This window comes from Winogradskyella sp., from assembly GCF_013042245.1.
Taxonomy (GTDB): Bacteria; Bacteroidota; Bacteroidia; order Flavobacteriales; family Flavobacteriaceae; genus Winogradskyella.
This window is the reverse complement of the sequence record NZ_JABDQL010000125.1, coordinates 17079-36559: the sequence shown is the minus strand read 5'-3', so window position 1 is coordinate 36559 and position 19481 is coordinate 17079. Positions and strand designations below refer to the sequence as shown.

Here is a 19481-nt window from a genome sequence, read left to right as displayed (position 1 = left end):
CAGTTAACAAATAAGGGAAAGATAACTACTTTCCGATACAAAAAGTAATTCATATTGAATATCAACAATTTAAGTTTTTAGGGTACAAATAAGGTACATTAACGCATTAAAAAAGCCCCTTAAAGGGCTTTTCATTGATGTTATTTACAGATACTAATTCTTACCTCGTATAATCGGTTCTAATTCCTTTTTTAATTTATCATACTCTTCTTGCGTCATCATTTCCAAGTCTAACAAATCCTTAGCCTCTTTAAGTTTGGTTATAGCTTCTGCCCTACTTAATTGTGATGTTATTATTTCACCATTTTTTATAGCACTTTCGATATTAATCCAATAACGAAAAACTCCTCCTTTTGTTTTGCAAACGGCCATTACCTCATAACCTGCTCTTTTTGTTCCTGTAATTTTAAATTTTATAATTTCAGCATTATAGTCCCTTGCTCCTAAACCTGCTCTTTGTGAAGATGTCCATCCATCAGTTTCAATGATGAATTGATAATTTTCTGAATTAGATGACGGTGAACCAATCGTAATGGATTCGCCCACCTTAAAAACCTCTCCATTTTCTGCTTTATACTCAGAAAACTTCGATTTTATTTCTTTCTTTTTTTCTGCTTTTGAGACTTCATCAAATGTCAAAGTTTGTGAGTAAATAAATGTACAAGAAAAAAGAAATAGGGTTAAAAGTGAGTTTTTCATAATGTTTTTTTTAATGAGAAAATTAAGAGCTAAAAATAACCAATATTTAAGAAATTAAAGAAAATCATTACACAAAATACTTCAACTTAACATTTCACGTTCAATTTCTTGGTATGGTATGCTTTCAGCTTTATGTATCTGCTCCATTATTCGCAAATACTTTTTGGTGGGCTTTCCTGCATAGGTCTTTTTAAAGTGCTTTTGGTATAATTGGCTGTAAAGGTCATCTGTTTTGAAGTACGCCCCTAATGTTTTATCCAGTTGCCTGTACTTCTTACTTTGGGTTTGTGTTTCGTACATGCAACCGTTGAATGCTTCACGGTGTAAAAAGTAACCGCCTATTGAATACAGTTTACGACAACGCTTTTTTGTTTGAGGACAAAGGAAATACCAAATAAGCCCCTTACCTAAATTGGACGGCATAGAAACCAAACTTACTTTATAGTTTCGGAGTTCATCTCTGTATTTGTAATCCAGTTCAATGTAAGGTTGTTCGCTGTGGGTGTTTACCTTTATTGAAATACTGCCTGTTTCGTTTCCGTTCCTGCTCCAAGTTAATGTACCGCTTTTAATTTGCTCAGGGCTAAGGTAATCCCATTCTTTTAGCTTTGTAATACTTATTTGTAACGCTTCATTGTATAGGGTTGGGAATGTATGGGGCTTTGGCAAAGCATTCTATTTTCAATTAAAAGTTATTCTTCTCTAAAAAGATAGTAAACTGTTTTATAACTCTTTTCAGTAAATTTATCTATTCCCTGTTTTATTAAATGAAATTCTCCTTTTTTTTCATTAACTGTTTTCAAAGTCCATTTTATTTTCCAATCATCATTTTCTGAAATACCTAAAATATTTGTTTCGAATAGTTTAGTTCTTTTTTTGTTTAAATATTGTTTAATTGTATCATTTTTAATTGTCCAGTACGTCCTATTAACATCTTCTACAATGTTGCCGTTAACAGCATTTATTAATGCACCTTTGCCTTTATAATTAAAATTTTGGCTCAATAGTATTGCAGGAAATAAAAAAATGAGAAGAATAATTAAATTTTTCATTATTTAAAAATAGTTTAGTTTTTACAAATTTACTTATTTTCCTTAAAATGAAACCTAAATAATTAAAGAACATTACTTACCATTGATAACCTGAAAACGTGGTTTTGTTTACTGTTTCGGGTTCGCCCTTTTCTGAATGTACCGCTTCAACCTTTGGTAAAACATAGGGTATTAACTTACATAGGACGTTTAAACGCTGTACTGGTTCAAGGTCTTTGAGTGTTTCGGGTAACTGTTCAAGTTCTTTTTGCATTAAATCTTTTAGCGTATCTCGAATACTGCCAACCAACGGTTTATTGTATTCAGGCTGTTTGTTTACCTCAACTTTAAGCCGTTCTGTTTGGCTTTTCAAAAGGTCTTTTATTTCGTCTGTATCTGCCTTTTCAAATTCTGAATACTTTACATACTTCAAAACCCATTCAAATACAAATAGCTTTTGGATGGTGTCAATTTTCTGTTTGTCCGTTTCAGCCTCAAATAACTGTACCGCTTTTAGGGGTGTTTCAAAGTGTTCTGTAAAAATGTCAATAGACTGGCTGAATAGCTTTAAGGGTGTTTCAGGGTTTTCAAAATTTCCCTTTTGTAATACTTCACAAATCATTTCAAAGGCGTAACCGTTCCAATGTTCGTTTTCTGTTTTAAAGTAGCTTTCAAGTGCCTGTACTTGTTTTGTATTCATATTAATTAAATTTTGTTGTTAATACTTGTTTGAGTTCCTGCAATCTGTTCAGGTACGGTAAAAAGGTTCTGTTCCCGTTGTTTCCTTTCACGGTCGCAAAGTGGCTTTCAATGAATAGGGAACAATCCGTTATTGTGCTGCATTTGTTCAGCTTTACGGGTTGGGTTGGTAGTTTAATACCTGAAAAGTAGGTTTCAAGTTCTGCAATATCATTGCCCCAGTTTTCGGGCTGCTCCTTTATAATTGGTTCAGGTTGGAATACCTCAACTTTGGGTAAGGGTTTAGGTTCAGGCTGCGAAAAAAAAGTTTTTTTTAGGGCTTCACTTTTTTCACGGGTTGAGGTTTCAACTGGTTCAGGTTCGGGCTGTGGTGCTTCTTTTATGTCCTGCTTTCTGAATAGTCGCCAATCCTGTTTTATTAGATAGTCTGCAATGTCTTTGCCTTGTTCTTTGTCCTGTTGTGGGGCTAACTGTTCCAGTAAGTCCGAAACGTGAAAGTATGTACCCTGTAAACGTTTTTGTATTTCGGTGGCTTTGCTGCTCCATAACTCAAAGGCTTTGCCGTCTTTTGATAAGTCGGGAAACAAATAAACGTTTCTGCTTTTTAACGCTTTGCATTTGTTGAGGTTTAAGCTGCTTAAATTGTAAACTGCCAACCAAAGTAAGTTTGTAGGCTGTTCAGGGAAACCAAAATACAACGTGCCGTAAATAGCCGTTTTAGGGGCTTCAACCAACGCAATGGGGTTGTATGGATATTTACTTAAAAGGTGTTCGCCAAACAAACAGGAAACCTTTGTTTCGTTCTTATTATAGGCTTCCAACCATTCAGGCAACGGCTTGTTGTTTCGGGTATGGTGCTTTTCAATTATTGAGTGTAAAAAGTCCGTGCCTGTGGTGTGGTTCTGTTCGTCAAACTGCTTTACCTGAACGGCTCTAACATTACACTGAACATCAATAAAAGGAAATGTATTTGCCCCTGCTCTGTAACCGTTTTGTACTGTTCCCAAATGATATAATGAAATAACCTTTTCAATGTCCTGCACTTCAAAAGGAAATGCAACCCGTGTAAGTAGGTTTTGAATAAATGTATTCTGCTCATATTCTGTACGGGTACGGTTGAATACCTCAACGGGAATAAATACCCTTTTGGGCTTGTTTACGGGCTTCTTTATTCTTTTTGGGTGCTGTGGCTTCCAGTCTGTTTTATTGCCTTGTTCCTGCTCCCAAATAGCTTTTGCGTAACCGTCTAAATAAGGGTTGTTATATTCCTGCTGTGGGCAATTTATTTCACGGTCGCAACGTCCGTAATGTTCGGGTAAGTGTTCGCCTGTTTCCGTATCAATGTACCTTACAAAGCGTTTTTTATCACAATTCGGGCAACGGTGCTTTTTACTTCCTTTTTCAAATATGTATCTGTGTTTTGTATTCATTCTTTTACTGTTTTAGTGTTCACGGTGTTCATAGTGTTCAGGTGTGAACATCGTGAACGGTGTGAACGCTTTTACATTTTTAGGTATTTATTTACTGCTCCAAGCGAAATACTTAATTCCTTTGAAATACTCCTTTGCGAATGTCCTTTTTCGCTTAATTCCTTAGCTTGTTCAATTAGGCTTTCACGGTCTTTTTCTGTTATATTTTTTAAGTGTTCCCGTTCTGCTCCAAAGTCTAAAAATTCAAATGCAAGGAAATTGTACGGCTTATCAAGCTGGCATACAATCACGTTTTCAGTATCGTAAATCATTGCTGTATTACGTGCTTTTATCTGCTTTATGTATCGTATGCTTTTATCCGTATTACTTTGCCCAATAGCAAAACAACTGTCTATAAAATTGTAAAGCATCTTACTGCCTCCTAAATCATTTTGGGTAATTGGTCGGCTCAAATCTCGTTTTGGTGTGTGTGCAAGTGCTAATATTGAAAGCCCGTATTTGCTTTTTAACGCCTTTAAATATTTCATTAAGGGTAAAGCATCTTTTGAACGTTCTGTTTCGTTTTTGAGGTATGTAATATTGTCAATGATTAAGATTTTAGTCCCTGTTTCGGTTATGCTTTGCTCTAATGATTGATTAAGATAATTTTCAAAAGTTGTTTCCGTTGGAATTTCTGCTTCGGGGTTTATTTCTATTCGTTTAAAATTATCATCAAAGGAATAATGATTTTCAAATACTTTTTCGGTTTCACTTTTTACAGAATATCTTACTTCAAATTGTTTGGCTGAAAGCTCAAAATCAAAGTATAAAATTGGTTGTTTCTTTGCTTCGAGTTTAAACCCTCTTATTGGTTCGCTTTTGCTTATGCTATCGGCTATTTGCACGGCTAAAATTGACTTTCCTAAATTACTATCTGCAAACAGAATACATATTTCATTTTCGTGCCAAAATTCGCCAAATAACATTTCGGGTATTGGGGTTGTTTTGGCTTGTTCCAACCATTCGTTGGCTGTCTTTACTTTAAAAAGCCCTTTATCCTGCTTCTTATTTTCCAGTTCTTTTTTAATGTCCTGAACATGGTCGTTTATTTCCTTTGCCGTTATGGGCTGCAAGTCCTCAAACTGTGGGTTTATCTTTATTGCTTTCATATTCAGAAAAGGTTTAATTGGTTGTTAAATGGGGCTTGTTCGGGGTTGGTGGTTAAGTACCACACTTTGAAGCCTGTTTGTTTACATAGCCTCTTTTCAATTTCCCAAAGTCGCCCTGCCTTTTCTAAATCACGTTTGTACCTGCAAATATTCTTTTGAGGTATTCCAGTTGCAGCCGAAACCATTGAAGCTGTGGCAATGTGTTCCTGTAAATACTGAAATATGGTTTTCAGTTGGCTTTTAAAGTCCGTATCTTTACCCTGTCTTTTATGTAAAGGGTTGTTGTTATTGGTGCTTTCCATTACTTCAACCCTTTTCTATTGTTAGACAAATAGGCGTTTGCTTCCTGCTCAATTTCAGCGTTTGACTTTTTACGCCCCTCTTTGAGGTACTCCATAAGTTCGACGCTGGAAAAGTACAGTCGTTTGCTTCTTTTCATAACGGGTAATTCGCCTTTACTTACCTTGCTGTAAATGGTAGGTACTGTAAGGTTTAGAAATTGTGCAGCTTCCTGAATAGTTAATAGTTGTTCAGGCTGTTCGGTGGGTGTTTTGCTTTCCTGTGTATTGTTTTTTAAACAGGAATTAACGCAATCAATAATTACCGTTTGTAAGTCCTCAATCGGCAACGAAATAAATACTGTTTTGTCCATATCAAATAAATTTTGATACAAACAAACCGCTATTTATAGGTTCAATTTTCCCTGCTTTCCTTAGTGGGAATTTTGGGAAAGTTTTATTTTAGAAACTTTTGTTTTAATATCTGTTCTGTAATTGTTTTCGGCTTTACTTTGGTATTTACCAAACATACTTTCATCAATAGAAAACCGCTTTATTTTTTGTGGTATCAATGAAGCAAATATTTTTCTGTCTGAATAATGTTTTACAATACCCTGCCTTTGTAGTTCATCAATCCATACGCAAATAATACCTTTCAACTTCCCTATGTAATTGTAATCGGTATCAATTAAAGGCGGTTCAATTTCCTTTAAAATATCAATAGACGGTTGCACCAACTCAATATTGTAAAAGAGTTCGTCAAATGTTTGTGGGGCTTCCTGTTCAGACTTTGGCTTTTCGGTTTGTTGAGGTGGTAAGGTTTCATTTTCTGAAATAAACACTTCAATAATATTCAATAAATCGATAAAATATATCTCTAAATCTGTAATGTCTTTTTTAGATAGCAGTAATGTGTAGCTTTTAATATCTAACTTCAATTTGAACCAATGAAAATATGTTTCGTCAATTTTGTCGTATACTTTAGTTTTACCTTTATTTATATTGTCTAAATAATTATTTAATTCGTAAATCAAATAATCCAAATAATCTCTTTTAAATATTTTAAAAACAAATTTTTTTCTTTTAGAAATAAATGCTTTTTTTTCTTTCAATAGTAAATTTTGAAATTCATTTGTTGAAATATCCGTCAAAACTATTATTGGCCAAAAGTTTCGATATAAATAATCCGTATCAAAATCATTCAGGTTAAATTTTTTTTGTAGGTCAAATGCATTTTCTTTATTTACAGTAAATAGATAATCTCTCATTGTCTTTTATGCTTAAAGTGGTTACATATCTAGTTTAATTTTATTGGCTGCTGTTCGTTTGGCTTCGTCAACTATTTTGGCGTAAACCTGCGTTGTTTTCAGGTCTTTATGTCCTAACATTTTGGAAACAGTGTAAATGTCCGTGCCATTAAACAGTTGCAAGGTGGCAAACGTATGTCTGAAACAATGAAAGGTAATATCCTTAGTTATTCCTGCTGCTCCAATCCATTGAAATAGGTGTTTGTTATGATAGGCTGAATATTTAAGCCCATCAAAAACGGGTTTATCCTGTGGCATATCCTTTGGGTTTTCTGAACCCTCTGTAAAGCTGTATGCTTGTTCTGAAATATCATAGTATTCAACCCCTTTTGTTTTCTTTTGGTCAAAATTTATTCTATACCCTTGCCCGCTTATGTATTCCAGTTCGCCCCAAGTCATTTTTTTAATGTCTGAAAACCTCAACCCTGTAAGTGCTGAAAAGAGGGCTGCACGTTTCAACAGAACATTATTACAAGAAGTTTTAACAAGTTTATTGAGTTCTTCAAGGGTTAAGTATTGACGCCTTGTTTCGGCTGCTTTTATGGGCTTTACTTTGGCGTTTAGGTCATATTGCAAAATACCGTCTGTGTAGGCTTGTTTTAATGCAGCTTTAACCTTATTGAAATACGAAACGGCTGAATTTTGTGAAAGGGTTGTTTTGTTACTCCTTTTGCTTTTGGTTGTAAGTAGGTGTTCTTTAAAGTCCTCTAAAAACTTTTGGTTGAGGTCGGCAAACTTTAAACTGCCATTTGTAAAGGTATCAAGGTATTTGAGTGCTGAAACCCAACTTAAACGGTTACTGCCTTTACGTTTGTTGGCTAACTTAGTGAAGTATTCAATAAAACATTGTTCGCCTAATTCCTTTAACCTTAATTGTTCCTTTTCATACTGGCTGTAAATTTCAGGCTTGTTTAAAAAGTTTTCACGCTTTTGGCGTATGCTTTCGCCTATTTTCAAGGTTTCAGTATTGTGCTGTTTATCAATAGGTATTTTAGTTTTCTCATAAATATAAAGCCCTAAAAACTCCCTGCGTGTGGGTTCGCCTGTTTCGGGGTGTGGTATGGGTGGGTAAAAGTCAAGGTACAGGCTTTTACGCCCCTTGCTTATTTTCTTTTGTCTTAAACTTACTTTTGTTGCCATTGTCTTTTATGCTATTTGTGAAAACCGTGAAAAATGTGAACGGCTGAAAAAAACTTTTTTTTACGTCAATAATTCATCAATAATCTGTTTGGGTACATAAGCGTACCAACCTTTTTTTATTTTGGGTATGTTGTTTCTTTTGATTAACTGCTGTACGGCACTTTCAGAAACCTTGTATTTGTCCTGCACCTCTGTTAAGGTGTAACAGTCTTTAATATCGTATTGTATGGGTTCAACTTCTTTTGTTTGGGGTTGGCTATTGCTTTGAAACAGTTTATCAATTTCAGAACGCTTTACCCTTGTCATTCTTTGCCCCAAGTTCACGGCTGAAATAGTACCGCTTTCAATGTAATAGTATGCTGAACGTACTGAACAGTTTAATAATTGGGCTACTTCACGAACAGTTAAAAACTCTTTTGCTTTCAGTTGCTCAATAGGTTGGTTTTTTATTTGTGTGGTTTCTGTATTTGACTGCTTAACCTTTTCGGCTCGTTTACGGGCTTTGTATGCTCTTTGGCTGCACTTATGGGAACAGTATTTAGTTACCGTTGTACGGGCTGTAAATTCCTGTTCACAATACTGGCAAATACGTTGTACCTCAATTTTACTGCTCATTTGATAGCTTTAAATGTCATTAAGTATATTTAAGTGCAATTAAGTGCAAAATAAAAAGGGTTAAACCCGTTTTTTGTACCTCAACTGCATAAAGGTACAACAAAGGTACAAATTTGCACCGAATAAACGCATAACATTACATAGTAAATAGTATCTTTACTGCAAACAAAAAGCGCTAATAAAAGGGCTTAGTAGTAGTTTTTAGTATGTTTTCTGAATGTTTGTTTTGTGGTGGTTACTTTCCGATACAGAAATTAGCAAAAATATTTCCTAGTAAATCATCCGTAGTAATTTCGCCAGTAATCTCTCCAAAATGATATAATGTATCACGAATATCAATAGCCATTAAATCTCCTGAAAGACCAGAATCTAAAGCGTAATTCACTTTTTGTATGGCTTCTTGAGCCTTAAGTAGAGCATCATAATGTCTTGTATTGGTCACGATAGTTTCATTATTTCTTAGCGCTCCTGTATTTACTAAATTTAGAAGCGACCTATTAAGCTGTTCAACTCCAAATCCTGTTTTTGCCGAAAGTAATTTTACATCAGGAATTATGGAATAAATTTTGGCTAAATCATCATCAGATAATGTATCTATTTTATTAGCTATAACTAATAAAGGTTTCTGTGGATATTTATTTCGAATTTTTGCAATCTCAATTGTTACATTTTCTACGTTATTTATTGAGAGTTGGGAATCAAATAGATAAATGACTACTTGGGCTTGTTCAATTTTTTCAAATGTCTTTTTAATACCTATACTTTCTACAATGTCTTTAGTGTCTCGTATTCCGGCAGTATCAATAAACCTAAAACCAATACCTCCAATGGAAATTTCGTCTTCAATTGTATCTCTTGTCGTGCCGGCAATATCACTCACAATAGCACGTTCTTCATTAAGTAAGGCATTTAATAAGGTCGATTTACCGACGTTGGGTTCTCCAACTATTGCTACAGGAATTCCGTTTTTAATAACGTTTCCAACAGCAAAGGAATCTATGAGGCGTTTTAAAACAAAATTAATACGCGCTATCAATTGCTTAAACTGGTGTCTATCTGCAAATTCAACATCCTCTTCAGCAAAATCTAATTCCAGTTCAATTAAGGAAGCAAAATTCATCAACTCTTCTCGTAAATTTGCAATTTCTGAAGAGAAACCACCTCGCATTTGCTGCATTGCTATTTGATGAGACGCTTCATTATCACTAGCAATTAAATCTGCTACTGCTTCAGCTTGACTTAAATCTAATTTCCCATTTAAAAAAGCACGCATAGTAAACTCACCCGCATCAGCCATGCGACAACCACTTCTTAAAAAAAGCTGAATAATCTCTTGTTGAATATATACAGAACCATGACAAGAAATTTCCACGACGTTTTCGCCGGTATAAGAGTTTGGGTTTTTAAAAATTGAAACCAATACTTCATCTAAGGTTCTCTCTCCATCAATAATATGACCTAAATGAATAGTGTGTGTCTTTTGCTTGGATAGTGACTTACTAGATTTAATTGACTTAAAGTGACTGTTAACTAAGGTAATAGCATCTTCACCAGAAAGTCTAATTATAGCAATAGCACCATTACCAGAAGCTGTTGCTAAAGCAACTATAGTGTCTGTATTAATCATAATCTCATCTTTATTACAAAAGTAATGCTTTTACATTTTTAAGATATAATTTACACTTTGTAATTAGTCGCTTCAGCCTAACTTTATATATTTGTGGAAGAACAACAAAAAAAAATGATGAAGAAGTTTATTTATCTTGCTTTTATAGGTTTAAGCATCTTAGGTTGTAAAAACGAGCAAAGAGCTGACTATGTTATTAACGGCACTGCAAAGGGTGTATTTAATGGTATTAGGGTTTATCTAAATGAAACTAATGAAAGAGGTATGCCCGTCCCTATTGATACAGCTTTAGTGATGAACGAGTCTTTTACATTTAAAGGCAAAGTAGATTACCCAAAATTACATTATGTAAGTGTTAATGGTATTTCTGGTAGATTACCATTAGTTATTGAGAATTCTGAAATACAATTAACAATTGATAATGGTAATTTAATTAAATCAGAGATATTTGGTTCAAAATCCAATCAACTTTTAAAAGACTTTGAAGCCTCTATGGGAGTCATGAAAGAGGAAGCAAAGAAACTATCAATAGAGTACAGAAAAGCACAACTTGATAAAGACAATAAGAATATTTTAAAGTATGACAAAGCGATAAAAGAAAACGCCATTAAGACAGCTAATATGGGGTTAGATTTTATCAAAAATCACAAAGATGATTACATTTCTCTTGAAATTTTCAAACTTGAATTGCGAAGAAATAGTTTAGACTTAAATACAGTTTCGGAACTTTATGATTCTTTAAATGCTAAACTTAAGCTTACTCCTGAAGCTAAACTTATAAAAAATAGAATTGACGCTTTAAAAAAACGTGAAGAAGCAGAAAAAACAACAGCAATAGGAGCAATTGCTCCAGAGTTTTCAGCACCAAACCCTTATGGTAAGACCCTAGCACTAAGTGATGTAGTTTCAAAAGGCAAAATAACTATGATAGATTTTTGGGCAGCTTGGTGTGGACCTTGTCGAAGAGAAAATCCTAATATTGTTAAAGTCTATGAAAAATATCACGACAAAGGATTGGAAATTATTGGTGTTGGTTTAGATGGTCGTCGAGGCCAACAAAACGCTAAGGAAACTTGGACAAGAGCTATACAGAGCGATAGTCTAACATGGTATCAAGTTTCTAACTTAAGGTATTTTGATGAAATCGCTAAGCTATATAATGTAAGATCTATTCCTTCTATGTTTTTATTAGACGATAAAGGAAAAATTATTGCTAAAGATTTAAGAGGTCCTGCTTTAGAAAAAAAGATTTCGGAATTACTAGATTAGATTCTGAATCTTAAAAGTTATTTGAGCCAGTGATGTTTTCACTGGCTTTTTTTATTCTGGATACTCAATCCTGAGATGGTAAATATTAGCCAGTTTCAATTTTAAAACACGTTTGATTGCCTCAATATCTTTAAATGTAATATCTGCGTTCAGAAACTGTCCCATTTCAACTTGTTTATTGATTATGTTTTCTACAAACGCATTAATCTTAGTTGTTGTCGGAGACTTCAAGCTTTTTGAAGCTGCCTCAACGCTATCGCACATCATTAATATAGCTGTTTCTTTACTGAATGGTTTTGGACCTTGATACGAAAAATCATCTTCATTTGTATCTTCATTATTAGCCTTTTCTTTCATGTAAAAATAATAGACAGTACTTGTTCCATGGTGTGTCCTAATGAAATCTATAACGCGATCAGGAAGATTATTTTTTTTAGCAATTTCGATTCCATCTAAAACATGATTAACTATAATATCTGCACTTTCTTTTGCAGACAACTCGTCATGAGGATTAATTCCTGTAGATTGATTTTCAGTAAAAAAAGTAGGATTCTTCATCTTCCCAATATCATGATACAAAGCACCTACTCTAACTAACATAGAGTTAGCTCCTATTTCGTTTGCTGAAGCCTCTGCTAGGTTTGCAACATTTAAAGAGTGATGAAATGTACCAGGCGCTTTATTTGATAGTTCTTTGAGGAGCTTAGCGTTTGTATCTGAAAGTTCTAATAATGATACATCAGATACTAGTCCAAATAATTTTTCGTAGATATATATCAATGGCTGTACAAATAAGGTTGCTAAACCTCCAAGAATAAAAAGTCCAAAGGTTTCCCATTTAATAGTTGAAATCTGACCCTCATGAATTACAAAAAATGCGAAATATGCAATTATATATATAAGTGTGATTTGCCCAACAGAAATAAATAGATTAGCACGTTTATAAAGTTCGGAAATAGTTAGTATAGTAACGATACCAGCTATTATCTGTAAAAACATATACTCATAACTATTGGGGACTATAAAGCCTAAAAGCAGAACTGTTAATACATGAGTAAATAGACCTAAACGGGCATCGAAAAAAGCTTTTAATACTAATGGCAAAATACACAAAGGGACTACATAAAGATACTCCGAATTGTAATTGATGATGATAGTTGTTAGAACAACCATCACAACAATATTGAAGAAAATAAACGTCACCTTAGTGTTGTTCAAAAACACATCATTTCTATATTTCCTTAAAAATAGTAACAGCATCAATAACGCTAAAGCTACTAATAGCGTGTAAGCTACGATGACCCAATTATAACTGTTAGAACTCCAAACCTGAGACTCGTATTCAGATTTTAAAGAATTAAGAATATTATAGTGCTCATCTTCGATAACCTGTCCTTTTGAAATTATTAAGGTGCCTTCGGAAACAATTCCTCTAGTCTTTGAAATATTAGATAGTTTTTCTTCTAAAACTTTTTCTGTCAATGAATTATTAAAACTAACATTGGGCTGAATTAAATTGAAAAATAACGATATAAAGTCTTCTCTGTAGGTTTCAAGCCTGTTTTTACTCAATAAATTCTCTAAATAAGGTCTAATTTCACTTTGCTGAGTTAAGTCTTTAAACTGAACTTTATTAATTTGAGCATTATCTTCAACCAAAGTTAGCAGTCTACTATCTTCATAATTATAAATAGAGTTAAGTACACCATACTTGTACAATTCTGACAAAGCTACTTTTCCTCTAGAATACAATACATTTTTATCCTCAAAACCAATTACCGAATCTTTAAATACACTATTAAAACGTTCGAGGTAATTGTCAATTGCTGCACGTTTTACTGCAGAATCCACTTCAAAATATACTTCACTCCTTGAGGTAACATCTTCAATTTCAGATTTAATTTGTGCGTCTGATTTTTTTATTGCAAAATCGAATGGTGAATATAGATTTTCAGACTGCCATGGTTTTCCCTTTTCAAAAGAATATCTGAATTTGCCTGTTTTTGGGAACAAATACACTATAAAAAAAGTAGTTCCTAATAAGAGTAGAAGTTTATAGATTAACGCATGATTGCGATACCATTTATTTACAAGTTCATTCATATACAATCAAATGTAATAAATATATGTATTTTGAAGTCTCTTTAAGAAACATTTCATAATCAAATCCCTCAAAAATCATTAAATTCGCATTAGCAAAAAAGAAAACAGAAGTATTATGAGTAAAGAGGTTGTAATTGTATCAGCTGTAAGAACACCTATTGGTAGTTTCATGGGTGCTTTATCAACTGTTAGTGCACCAAAATTAGGAGCAACAGCAATAAAAACTGCGTTAGAAAAAATAAATTTGAAACCAGAATTGGTTGAAGAAGTATTGATGGGTAATGTAGTGCAGGCTGGAACTGGGCAAGCTCCAGCAAGACAAGCAGCTATTTATGCAGGCATACCAGATACAGTACCCTGTACAACTGTGAATAAAGTTTGTGCTTCTGGAATGAAAGCCATAATGCAAGCAGCTCAAGCAATTCAGCTTGGGGATGCTAATATTGTTGTTGCAGGTGGTATGGAAAATATGAGTTTAATTCCACATTATTACCATGCAAGAACAGCAACTAAATTTGGTCCAGTCACTTTTGAAGATGGAATGCAAAAAGATGGTCTTGTAGATGCTTATGATAAAAATGCTATGGGTGTTTGTGCAGACGCTTGTGCAGAAGAATACAGTTTTTCTAGAGAAGACCAAGATGCTTTTGCAATTCAGTCTTATGAACGTTCAAAAAATGCTTGGGATAATGGTAAATTTGATGCAGAAGTTGTACCCGTAGAAGTTCCTCAACGTCGAGGCGATGCTATTGTAGTTAATAAAGACCAAGAATATACAAACGTGAAGTTGGAAAAAATTCCTGCTTTACGGCCAGCTTTTACAAAAGAAGGTACAGTAACTGCTGCTAATGCATCTACAATTAACGATGGTGCAGCAGCTATGGTTTTGATGTCTAAAGAGAGAGCCAAGGAATTAGGATTAAAACCTCTAGCTACAATAAAAAGTTACGCTGACGCAGCACAAGAGCCAAAATGGTTTACAACAGCTCCTGCGAAGGCATTACCAAAAGCCTTAGCAAAAGCTAACATCTCAATAGACGATGTAGATTATTTTGAATTTAATGAAGCTTTTTCTGTAGTAGGATTAGCAAATATGAAAATTTTAGGTCTCAACGACAGTAATGTAAACATTAATGGTGGTGCAGTATCCTTAGGGCATCCTTTAGGATGTTCTGGAGCAAGAATATTAGTAACTTTAGTTCATATCTTAGAACTAAATGATGCAAAATATGGGGCTGCAGCTATTTGTAATGGTGGTGGTGGTGCATCTGCTTTAGTCTTAGAGCGTTATTAGGATAATTATATGCAATACGGTATTTGTAACCTTGGTATTGTGCCCATTCGGTCTGAACCGTGTGACAAGTCAGAACTTGTTTCTCAGGTACTTTATGGTGAATTTTTTAAAGTTTTAGAAAAGCGTAAAAAGTGGAGTCGTATCCGAATTGCATATGATAAATATGAAGGTTGGATAGATAATAAGCAATACTTAAATATTACAGATACTCAATATAAAACCTTGAATGAATCTAAACCTATTCTATCCATTGATTTATTAGAATATGTATCTGACGAAAACAACAATCTCTTTACAATACCGCTTGGTGCCTCACTTAATGGCCTTGATTTATTACATCATAAATTTGATGGTAATAAGGAAAGTGAAAAACAAAAGAAATCTAATCTTTTAAAAACTGCATTTGTTTATCTTAACGCACCTTATCTTTGGGGCGGGAAAACACCTTTTGGTATCGATTGCTCTGGTTTTACCCAAATGGTTTACAAACTTAACGGTCACAAATTAAAGCGAGATGCATCTCAACAAGCCTCGCAAGGTGAAGCTTTAAGTTTTATTGAAGAAAGTGAGCCTGGTGATTTAGCCTTTTTTGATAATGCGGAAGGCGATATTATACATGTAGGTATTATCATGGAAGATAATTACATTATTCATGCCCATGGAAAAGTCAGGATTGATAGATTAGACCATAGTGGTATTTACAATGTTGAGACCAATACACATACACATAAGCTTCGTGTCATAAAGAAAATTATATAATAAAAGTGACGAATTTGGCAGCCATGGTCGGAAGATTTTTTCTTCCGGTTTTTTTGTTTTACAAAACATTTCCTGTAATGACTTAACCTATTGATTATTAATTATTTGTCTTGTTTTTCTTATTTGATTTTTGTATCTTATTATCTGATAATCAATTTATTATTCAGTATTTAAAGATCATAAAATTACAGTAAGTCAATTATTATGAGTCACATTAATTTTCTGGGGATTAGGCAAAAAGTTTATGTAATCTAAAGAGGAAAAAAGAGGTGTCTGTAACCCCTCTTAGATTTGCTCTAAAGAGTTTAATTTTAGCATTAAAAGATTCTGCATTAGCATTCGTATTTCTGTTATTAAAAAAGTTGAGGATATTACTAAAGTTAGCTTTTAGAGTATTTGCTGATCTATAAAATGTTTTGAGTTCTTTTGTGAAAGTGTCTTCTATCCATGTATCAAAGCGTTCTTTAGCCATTATTTTATCTTTTAATTCTTAGATGTTTCTAAATTCTATAGTATGGTTATAGGCAATTTCAAGTTCTGGATATTTTTTGAACAATAGCCTAGCTCTCTGTTTTTGATTATCTGTCCATTGGTGTGGTTTTTTAGCAATAATGTAGCGACTTCTAGCTAATAACCTGAGTTCGATTAATATTTAAGTAGATTTTGTTAGTATAAAAGATAGATTTTTAGTATATTAAGGTTCTGAAAATCAATTTATTAATCTAAAAATCTATCTATGGTAATCTACTCTAAAATTACAGAAATTTATTGTGTTGTTGATGAATTTTGCAAAGAATATAATCAAACAGTTGATAAACACCTTTTAGGAAATCGTTCAAAACGCCCATCAATTATGTCAAAAAGTGAGATAATTACAATTACTGTTTTATTCCAATTAAGTGGTTTTAGAACCTTTAAACATTTCTATATTTTTTATGTCCAAAAACATATGAAAGATGATTTTCCTGCAACAGTTTCATATAATAGATTTACAGAATTGATGAGTCAAAATTTAATGCCAATGACCTTGTTTTTAAAGACTTGTTGTTTGGGAGAATGTACAGGTATTTCTTTTATAGACTCAACCCCTGTTAGAGTTTGTAAACCAAAACGAATTAAGAACAACAAAGTCTTTAAGGGTGTTGCTACCACTGGAAAGTCTACTATGGGATGGTTTCATGGATTCAAACTTCACATCATAATAAATGACAAAGGAGAAATCTTAAATTTTACCATAACACAAGCAAATGTAGATGATAGAACCCCCTTAAAAAAGAAATCTTTTTTAGATAAAATCTACGGAAAATTATATGCAGATAAAGGATATATTGGTAAAGATCTAATGCAACTTCTTTTTATTGATGGATTGCATTTAATTACACATATTAAAAATAATATGAAGAATTCTTTAATGACAATGAGTGATGAAATTTTACTCAGAAAACTTTCAATTATAGAAACTATAAATGATGAACTTAAAAATATTTGTCAAATTGAACATTCTAGACATAGAAGCTTTACTAACTTCTTGTCGAATATAGTCGCAGGGCTTATAGCCTATAGCTTTTTACCTAAAAAACCTGCTATTAAATATCAAACTATTAAATCTAATCAACTTGCTTTTTATTAATCGAACTCAGGTTATAATGGTTTTCGTTTTTTTAAATATCTTAGTAGCCCATATCTGGCATTTAGAGATATAATGTCCAATAAACCTCAATAACACTATGAAAAAATTCCTAGCTTTACTACTACTTGCTTCTTTAAGCATAACCGCACAAAACGCCATTGAACAAGACATTATTGACATCGAAGACAAACTCATTGAGTGGCGTCGCGATTTTCATCAAAGCCCTGAACTCTCTAACCGTGAGTTTAAAACAGCAGATAAGATTGCTAAGCATTTAAAGTCGCTAGGATTAGAAGTAGAAACAAATATCGCTAAAACAGGTGTTGTTGGTATTTTAAAAGGAAATAACTCAGGAAAAGTAGTCGCTATTAGAGCAGATATTGATGCTTTACCCGTAACTGAGCGCAACGATTTACCCTTTAAATCTGATGTAAAAACCACATTCCTAAATACCGAAACTGGTGTGATGCACGCCTGTGGTCACGATACACACATTGCTATTCTAATGGCAACTGCAGAAGTATTTGCTAAACATAAGGATAAAATTAATGGTACTATTAAATTCATCTTTCAACCTGCCGAAGAAGGTCCACCACCAGGTGAAGAAGGTGGTGCTAAACTGATGATTAAAGAAGGTGTTCTCAATAACCCTAAAGTCGATGCTATTTTTGGTTTACATATTAACTCTCAAACTCCAGTTGGTGTGATTAAATATAAAACTGGTGGTATTATGGCTTCTGTAGAGCGTTTTGTGGTTAATGTAAAAGGAAAACAAACACATGGTTCGCAACCTTGGTCTGGTGTTGACCCTATTTTAATTTCGGCAAAAATTATAGATGGATTTCAAACCATCATAAGTCGTGAAGCTAGACTTACAGACGAAGCTGCTGTAATTACAGTAGGAAAAATTACAGCAGGTACACGTTTCAATATCATTCCAGAATCTGCTGAAATGATTGGAACTGTCCGAACTTTGGATTCGAACATGCGATTACAAATCATGAAACGCATGAATGAAATGGCGGCAGATATTGCAAAAGCATACGGCGGTTCTGCAACTATAGAATGGCAAAACAATACCGTTGTTACTAATAATGACCCAGAATTGACCATGCAAATTTTACCATCTATTCAAAAAGTAGCTGGTGAAGAAAACGTACAACTTATGAAAGCCACAACTGGTGGTGAAGATTTCTCTTACTTTCAAGAAAAAGTGCCTGGCGTATATTTCTTTTTAGGTGGAATGACTCCAGGAAATACAGAATCTTTTCCGCATCATACACCTGATTTTAAAATTGATGAAAGTGGCTTACTACTTGGCGTTAAAGCTTTTACTCAGATTACGTTAGACTATTTGAACAACTAATTTATGGATAGCATTATTCAATTCTTAGGGCAAATCTCGTGGTGGGCATGAATTTTTATTGGGTTAGTTATTGTTGCCATCAGGGATATATATTTTTCCAAAGTAAACACACCATTAGCCACAACTTCCCTGTTGTTGGGCATTTGCGTTATTGGCTATATACAAGCTCAAGTTTGCCATATAAACCGTTGCCCAGCAGGTATTGCTACACAAAATAAGTGGTTACAAAAAGGAATTAATATTCCATTAAAATATGAGCGTTTGGCACAATACTTTAAAACCTTTAAAAAGGAATTAATTGAGATTACACATGCTGCTGGCTATGAACATCCATGTCAGTTTAAAATGACTGACGTGGAAATGAATGTCGATGACCACAACCTGTCTAAAGAATTTAATACTACGTTTGGCTACAATAAAACTTCTGTCGATTACACTAACATGCAAGATTTAAAAAACTGTATATATCTCGGTGGAAAAGCCAAAGCTTAATTGCAAAAACAAAATAATCATTCTATGTTTGTTTAAAACCTAAATATATGACCTCAGATAACATTTTACAATTATTTATTACTCTATTACCTACGCTAATTGTAGCTGCCATAGCCTACTATTTTTTTAAAGGATTTACTGATAACCTAAGCCTACAACGACGATTTTCGTTAAAACAAGACCTACAAAAAGAGGCGCTTCCATTACGCTTACAAGCCTATGAACGTATGGCGTTATTTTTAGAACGAATTTCGCCAAACAAATTAGTAGTTAGATTAAATCCAAATTCATCAAATAAAGAAAGTTACGAATCTTTACTTATAGCAAATATTGAACAAGAATTTCAGCACAATCTTGCTCAGCAAATCTATATATCTGACGAATGCTGGAATGTTATAAACGCTTCAAAAAACGCCACAATTCAATTGATACGGAAATCAAGTTTAAGCGATAAAATTGATTCAGCAGATAAACTTCGTGAAGTAATTTTAACCAATCTGATGGATAAGCCAGCTCCAAGTAGTGCTGGACTTTCTTTTATAAGAAAAGAAGTTAGTGAATTATGGTAATAGCTTAAGCGATTATTAAAAACAC

19 protein-coding genes and 2 pseudogenes are annotated in these 19481 nt (G+C 33.6%); 7 read left to right on the top strand and 14 right to left on the bottom strand.

Annotation, left to right across the window (positions count from 1 at the left end; all coding sequences use genetic code 11):
- Nucleotides 1–153: 153 nt before the first annotated feature.
- From HKP48_RS09800 to mnmE, 12 genes are all read right to left on the bottom strand, one after another.
- Entirely contained in the window at nt 154–699 is a 546-nt protein-coding gene (locus tag HKP48_RS09800) for a hypothetical protein (protein ID WP_296345329.1), read from the bottom strand.
- Between the two features lie 81 nt (nt 700–780).
- Nucleotides 781–1368, bottom strand: a complete 588-nt coding sequence (locus HKP48_RS09795) for a hypothetical protein (protein ID WP_296345327.1) — start codon at nt 1366–1368, stop codon at nt 781–783.
- Nucleotides 1369–1391: 23 nt separating this feature from the next.
- A complete protein-coding gene (locus HKP48_RS09790) occupies nt 1392–1751 on the bottom strand; it encodes a hypothetical protein (protein WP_296345326.1) in 360 nt (119 codons plus the stop codon).
- Nucleotides 1752–1827: 76 nt separating this feature from the next.
- The gene (locus HKP48_RS09785) at nt 1828–2430 is read right to left on the bottom strand and encodes a hypothetical protein (RefSeq protein WP_296345324.1); all 603 of its coding nucleotides are present in this window, start codon (nt 2428–2430) and stop codon (nt 1828–1830) included.
- Nucleotide 2431: 1 nt separating this feature from the next.
- Nucleotides 2432–3859 (bottom strand): DUF6371 domain-containing protein, encoded by a 1428-nt coding sequence (locus HKP48_RS09780; RefSeq protein WP_296345322.1) that lies wholly within the window; start codon nt 3857–3859, stop codon nt 2432–2434.
- Nucleotides 3860–3930: 71 nt separating this feature from the next.
- Nucleotides 3931–5007 carry an AAA family ATPase gene (locus HKP48_RS09775; RefSeq protein ID WP_296345320.1) on the bottom strand — a complete coding sequence of 359 codons (1077 nt, stop codon included), beginning with the start codon at nt 5005–5007 and terminating at the stop codon, nt 3931–3933.
- A 2-nt stretch (nt 5008–5009) separates the two neighbouring features.
- Nucleotides 5010–5309 carry a hypothetical protein gene (locus HKP48_RS09770; protein WP_296345318.1) on the bottom strand — a complete coding sequence of 100 codons (300 nt, stop codon included), beginning with the start codon at nt 5307–5309 and terminating at the stop codon, nt 5010–5012.
- Nucleotides 5309–5659, bottom strand: a complete 351-nt coding sequence (locus HKP48_RS09765; protein WP_296345315.1) for a helix-turn-helix domain-containing protein — start codon at nt 5657–5659, stop codon at nt 5309–5311. Before HKP48_RS09765 ends, HKP48_RS09770 begins: the two co-directional genes overlap by 1 nt.
- 60 nt (nt 5660–5719) lie before the next feature.
- Nucleotides 5720–6553: a hypothetical protein gene (locus HKP48_RS09760; protein WP_296345313.1), complete on the bottom strand. Its 834-nt coding sequence runs from the start codon at nt 6551–6553 to the stop codon at nt 5720–5722.
- A gap of 21 nt (nt 6554–6574) precedes the next feature.
- Nucleotides 6575–7732 carry a site-specific integrase gene (locus HKP48_RS09755; protein ID WP_296345311.1) on the bottom strand — a complete coding sequence of 386 codons (1158 nt, stop codon included), beginning with the start codon at nt 7730–7732 and terminating at the stop codon, nt 6575–6577.
- 60 nt (nt 7733–7792) lie between these two features.
- Complete coding sequence (locus HKP48_RS09750; RefSeq protein WP_296345309.1) at nt 7793–8347, bottom strand: helix-turn-helix domain-containing protein; 555 nt, start codon at nt 8345–8347, stop codon at nt 7793–7795.
- Between the two features lie 235 nt (nt 8348–8582).
- Nucleotides 8583–9974, bottom strand: a complete 1392-nt coding sequence (gene mnmE, locus HKP48_RS09745) for a tRNA uridine-5-carboxymethylaminomethyl(34) synthesis GTPase MnmE (protein ID WP_296345307.1) — start codon at nt 9972–9974, stop codon at nt 8583–8585.
- A gap of 93 nt (nt 9975–10067) precedes the next feature.
- Between mnmE and HKP48_RS09740 the strand changes: the two genes are divergently transcribed.
- Complete coding sequence (locus HKP48_RS09740) at nt 10068–11243, top strand: TlpA disulfide reductase family protein (protein WP_296345306.1); 1176 nt, start codon at nt 10068–10070, stop codon at nt 11241–11243.
- 51 nt (nt 11244–11294) lie between these two features.
- Here HKP48_RS09740 and HKP48_RS09735 read toward each other — a convergent pair whose 3' ends face one another.
- The gene (locus HKP48_RS09735) at nt 11295–13346 is read right to left on the bottom strand and encodes an HDIG domain-containing metalloprotein (protein WP_296345305.1); all 2052 of its coding nucleotides are present in this window, start codon (nt 13344–13346) and stop codon (nt 11295–11297) included.
- Between the two features lie 115 nt (nt 13347–13461).
- Here HKP48_RS09735 and HKP48_RS09730 point away from each other — a divergent pair, with 115 nt between their 5' ends.
- Both HKP48_RS09730 and HKP48_RS09725 read left to right on the top strand, forming a co-directional pair.
- Nucleotides 13462–14640, top strand: a complete 1179-nt coding sequence (locus HKP48_RS09730; protein ID WP_296345303.1) for an acetyl-CoA C-acyltransferase — start codon at nt 13462–13464, stop codon at nt 14638–14640.
- Between the two features lie 9 nt (nt 14641–14649).
- Nucleotides 14650–15399 carry a C40 family peptidase gene (locus tag HKP48_RS09725; protein ID WP_296345301.1) on the top strand — a complete coding sequence of 250 codons (750 nt, stop codon included), beginning with the start codon at nt 14650–14652 and terminating at the stop codon, nt 15397–15399.
- Between the two features lie 229 nt (nt 15400–15628).
- Here the strand turns inward: HKP48_RS09725 and HKP48_RS09720 are convergent.
- Nucleotides 15629–16045: pseudogene (locus HKP48_RS09720) on the bottom strand (transposase).
- Nucleotides 16046–16135: 90 nt separating this feature from the next.
- Here HKP48_RS09720 and HKP48_RS09715 point away from each other — a divergent pair.
- The 4 genes and pseudogenes from HKP48_RS09715 to HKP48_RS09700 all read left to right on the top strand — a co-directional run bounded on the left by HKP48_RS09715 (nt 16136) and on the right by HKP48_RS09700 (nt 19456).
- Nucleotides 16136–17029 carry an IS982 family transposase gene (locus HKP48_RS09715; RefSeq protein ID WP_296345299.1) on the top strand — a complete coding sequence of 298 codons (894 nt, stop codon included), beginning with the start codon at nt 16136–16138 and terminating at the stop codon, nt 17027–17029.
- A gap of 97 nt (nt 17030–17126) precedes the next feature.
- A complete protein-coding gene (locus HKP48_RS09710; RefSeq protein ID WP_296345297.1) occupies nt 17127–18395 on the top strand; it encodes an amidohydrolase in 1269 nt (422 codons plus the stop codon).
- 150 nt (nt 18396–18545) lie between these two features.
- Nucleotides 18546–18887 (top strand): annotated as a pseudogene (locus tag HKP48_RS09705) (glutamate synthase-related protein); the annotation flags it as partial.
- 47 nt (nt 18888–18934) lie between these two features.
- Nucleotides 18935–19456 (top strand): hypothetical protein, encoded by a 522-nt coding sequence (locus HKP48_RS09700; RefSeq protein WP_296345295.1) that lies wholly within the window; start codon nt 18935–18937, stop codon nt 19454–19456.
- The last annotated feature ends 25 nt before the right edge of the window (nt 19457–19481 follow it).